Genomic DNA, 4250 nt, shown 5'->3' on the forward strand with positions numbered 1-4250 from the left:
AAGACGCGTCATTCTTTTTTGGAGTCAGCCTCTTTTTCGTTCGTCTCGAATCATTTATTGTACTGATACACGATTGAGTAATTTTTTGTTTGTTCTAATACAAAAGAAGTGTGTTTTTTCATGAGAACGGTTACTTCGGTTGATTAACCAAATTTCATTGATTGTTAAGGAAAAGAGGCGGATAATAAGACCCGAAACTGTTAAAAAGGGGACCTTTATCATGCTGTCACGCGTTATGCGTATTATTCAAATCATTGCTCAAATCGCACTCATTTTTTGCTTTTCACTCAGTGGGGACTGGGTGAGCGAAACCTTTCAATTACCATTACCCGGTAACATCATCGGCTTGATTCTACTGTACCTAGCGTTAAAAAGCCGTCTGATTCCGCTTGTGGCCGTCGAACGGGGCGGGACATTTCTTCTGTTCGTCATGCCATTGTTCTTTGTTCCAGCACTATCCGGAATCATGGATTATACGGCATTTCTCCGGACATCCGGTTTACAGATCGTGTTGATCGTCGTCGTCAGTAGCCTTCTGACATTAGTCGGATCAGCGTACATCGTCGATCGTTTAGCACACCGAAAAGAGGCGGTGACACGACATGAATGAGGCACTGTTTTGGATCATTCTGACTATTTTATTGTTTAGCGTAGCGATGTTCCTCTATCAACGTCATCCTCGAGTCTGGACGTTACCAATCCTGACGGTAACGGCAATTTTGATCTTAATTCTCGTCTATTCTGGAGTCTCACACGCAGAATACATGCAAGGTGGACAATATCTATCGAAGATGCTTGGTCCAGCGATCACGGCATTTGCGATTCCACTCTATCAGGTCCGGCATCACGTCCGCCGTTTCTTACCGGAAATCGGACTCGGCGTGTTGCTTGGAACCTGTATTGCGATGAGTTCAGATTTGTTACTCGGTCTGCTACTTCATCTCGAGCGGACGACGAACCTTGCCTTGTTGCCGAAATCGGTCACGTTACCCGTTGCCTTAGCGATCTCACAAAAAGCAGGCGGGACGACGACGCTGACGGCTGCCTTCGTTTTATTGACCGGATTGACGGGATCAATCGTCGGACCAAAATTAATGACGGGCTTGAAGATTCGGCACTTCGTCAGCCGTGGAGTAGGCTTGGCATCGATTGCCCACGTCATGGGCGCGACGAAATCGATGAGTCTTGATCAGCGCGAAGGGGCGGTCGGTCTGTTGACGATGGTCTTGACGGCTGTCTGTGCCAGCATTCTCGCACCGTTTTTAATCACATGGTTATATGGCTAAACACTCTGTTTTTTCAACGGAGTGTTTTTTTGTAACCGATTGAAACTTGTCGACCACTTTTGCAGTATAGTACAACAGAAAACAGGGTGGAGGAGAAGAGGATGATCATTTGGATTAACGGTACGTTTGGCGTCGGGAAGACGACAGCAGCAAAAGGATTACAAAAGCGTTGGAGCGGATCATACATTTTTGACCCGGAAGAGACAGGCTACTTCTTACGCGCACAACTGCCGGAAAACAAGGACGATTTTCAGGATGAGCCGTTGTGGCGCACGTTTAATCGACAGCTCCTCGAACAGCTCGATACGGAAGATGCGCGGATCATCGTGCCGATGACCTTGACGAATCCAGCGTACTTTCAGGAAATCATCGGGACGTTACGCGAGACTGGACATGATGTCCGTCATATCGCCTTGATGGCGAAGGAGACGACTGTCAAACGCCGCCTGATCAGCCGCTTTGAGCGTCCAAACTCGTGGGGCGGTCAACAAGCGGAACAACGACTACGGCAATTATCCGATCCGCTGTTCAGTCAACAGATCGAGACGGACAATCTGACGAAAGGGCAAGTCATTGATGCGATTGCTCTCGTGACCGGGATTGGACTCTCGCCTGCCCGATCGTAAAGGATTCAAGAGGGATGTTTCCGGGAATCATTAGATGATAATAGATGAGGAGAAAACAATCTTGAACGAAGGGCAACTTATTGCTAGGAGGATTTATGAACATGAAACACTGGATGACTGAGAAATTGGGCAGACAGTTGATGGCGATTTTTTATAGTGTCTTTGCACTAAGTGTCATCACATCGGTTGCCAGTTATTTATACGTGGACAATGCAGACGGTCGGACGAAAGAACAGGTACTCGACCAGTTACAAAAGACACAATGGTTCTGGTTTTTGAACTTGATGGTTTTTTTATTTTGTCTACTGTTCATCGTCCGTCCATTGATTCATCGGGTGACGTCACAGCTCCGCGAATTGAATGTCAAAAGTCGTCGTCTTGCGGAAGGAAAGTCGATTTCGCTCCAGCATGATGTCGACAGCCATAATGAAGTCGGTCAATTGGCGGCATCGTTTTACCAGATGGCACGGTCGATCTCATCACAACATGCGGAATTGTCAGCAAAGAATCAAGAAATGGAACACAATCAGGAAGTATTGAAGCAAAAACAGAATGAGCTTGAGCGTGCCTTGGAAGTGACCCGGACAAACGAGTTGCATCTACAAGATCGGAATGAATTAATCGAAACGCTTGCGTCAAAGGAGAGTTTATTTGATTACTCGTCTGTCATCAGTACGATCGTCCGGTTGACGAAGACAGAGTTCGGGGCATTGTTATTGATTAAGAATAATGAAATCGCGCAAGTCGTTCCAAAAGAAATGACGGAAGAACAACAAGAGAGTCTGAAGACGGAGTCGTTACTACTAAAGCGAGTCATGATTTCAAAGGAAACGGCACATTCCTCAAAAAAGGTCGCGAACGACGATCTGATCAAATATCCGTATCACGTCTATGAAGGTGTCATTCCGATCATGGATCCGGCAAAAGAAGAATTGATTGCCTGTCTCTATCTAGCACGGTTTGACGCACCATTCAATCAACAGGATTTGGCGGAACTGGAATCGTTCTCGAAACAGATTGCGATCTCATTGATGCGAATGTCACTCTACGAACAGATGGAATACGAACGAAAAGAGACAGCACAACTGCTGAATTCCGTTCGGGAAGCGATTCTTTATATCAAACATGAGGAAAAGACGATCTTAGGGAATCAGGCATTGTTTGATATCTTCCAGTCGTTACAGGTCGAGGAAGACAATGACTCGATGACGTTTCTTGAAGTCCGACCAGAGACGATGTTCGAGCAGATGGACCAGAAAGAAGCTTTTGAAGCGTACTTTGAAGAAGTTTTATCGGGTGAGATCCCTGAGGGCATGTTCTCTTTGTCGATCGACCAGGGTGAATATTTCATTCAAGTTTATGCCGAAGCGATCGCGCATGGAGAACAGTCGAAGGGAACGATCCTCGTCTTTCGTGACGTCACGGCTGAGACAGAGGTTGATCGGGTCAAATCAGAACTCGTCTCGACGGTTTCGCATGAACTTCGAACACCGCTCTCTTCGATTTATGGCTTTACGGAGCTCATGTTGAAACGAGATTTGGATCCCGAGCGGAACAAAAGGTATTTGCAGACGATTCACGATGAATCAAAACGTCTGACCAATCTTGTCAGCGACTTCTTGAACGTCCAGCGGATGGAGTCAGGAAAGCAAGAGTATGATAAACAAATCTTTGATCTGAAAGAAATCGTCAAGGAACAAATTCAGTTTTATCAAGCAGCGACGGAACAACATAGTCTGCAGCTTGATTTGAATGACGAACAGGACTTTATGGTCGAAGCAGATGCGAACAGTATGAAACAGCTACTTGGAAATCTATTGAATAATGCAGTCAAATACTCACCGGACGGTGGGGATGTCGTTGTGACGCTGACCCATCAGCACAATCAGATTGAACTCAGCGTCCGTGATTTCGGAATCGGGATTCCGGGTCATTCGATGCCGCATCTATTCAGCAAGTTCTATCGTGTCGATAACTCAGACAGCCGAAAAATCGGCGGAACAGGTCTTGGATTATCGATTTGTAAGGAAATCGTTCGAGCACATGATGGCAACATCGAAGTCGAATCGATCTTGGGAGAAGGGACGGTTTTTCGGGTCAAGTTACCAAGTGCGACGGACGCGTTACTCGAAGCAGAATAAGGAGAAGGAGAGGCAAGCTATGATATGCTCCCCAAAAAGTAGACAGTTGAAATAACAAAAACTGTCCACTTTTTGAAGGGAGCATTTTCTGTGTCTAAATCTAAGTTTTCGCCGGATGAAAAACTACGGATCATTAAGATGTGTGAGGATGGAACAGGTTCGATGGCATCGATTGCCTCGCTCTTCGAGCTTTCAGT

4 protein-coding genes are annotated in these 4250 nt (G+C 46.0%); all 4 read left to right on the top strand.

Annotated features, from left to right (window positions below; genetic code table 11):
• Nucleotides 1-220 precede the first annotated feature (220 nt).
• The 4 genes from B4C70_RS00740 to B4C70_RS00755 all read left to right on the top strand — a co-directional run bounded on the left by B4C70_RS00740 (nt 221) and on the right by B4C70_RS00755 (nt 4053).
• A complete protein-coding gene (locus B4C70_RS00740; protein ID WP_214855291.1) occupies nt 221-610 on the top strand; it encodes a CidA/LrgA family protein in 390 nt (129 codons plus the stop codon).
• Nucleotides 603-1286: an LrgB family protein gene (locus tag B4C70_RS00745; RefSeq protein WP_290776319.1), complete on the top strand. Its 684-nt coding sequence runs from the start codon at nt 603-605 to the stop codon at nt 1284-1286. Before B4C70_RS00740 ends, B4C70_RS00745 begins: the two co-directional genes overlap by 8 nt.
• 101 nt (nt 1287-1387) lie before the next feature.
• Entirely contained in the window at nt 1388-1912 is a 525-nt protein-coding gene (locus tag B4C70_RS00750; protein WP_290776321.1) for an AAA family ATPase, read from the top strand.
• 101 nt (nt 1913-2013) lie between these two features.
• Entirely contained in the window at nt 2014-4053 is a 2040-nt protein-coding gene (locus B4C70_RS00755; protein WP_290776323.1) for an ATP-binding protein, read from the top strand.
• Nucleotides 4054-4250: the final 197 nt, after the last annotated feature.

The sequence above is a fragment of the Exiguobacterium sp. UBA5002 genome (assembly GCF_002396765.1).
In the GTDB taxonomy this organism is placed as follows: Bacteria; Bacillota; Bacilli; order Exiguobacteriales; family Exiguobacteriaceae; genus Exiguobacterium_A.

Excerpts from the sequence above, each read along its gene's own strand:
- B4C70_RS00740 (WP_214855291.1), top strand. The coding sequence starts at position 221 with ATGCTGTCACGCGTTATGCGTATTATTCAAATCATTGCTCAAATCGCA.
- B4C70_RS00745 (WP_290776319.1), top strand. The coding sequence starts at position 603 with ATGAATGAGGCACTGTTTTGGATCATTCTGACTATTTTATTGTTTAGC.
- B4C70_RS00750 (WP_290776321.1), top strand. The coding sequence starts at position 1,388 with ATGATCATTTGGATTAACGGTACGTTTGGCGTCGGGAAGACGACAGCA.
- B4C70_RS00755 (WP_290776323.1), top strand. The coding sequence starts at position 2,014 with ATGAAACACTGGATGACTGAGAAATTGGGCAGACAGTTGATGGCGATT.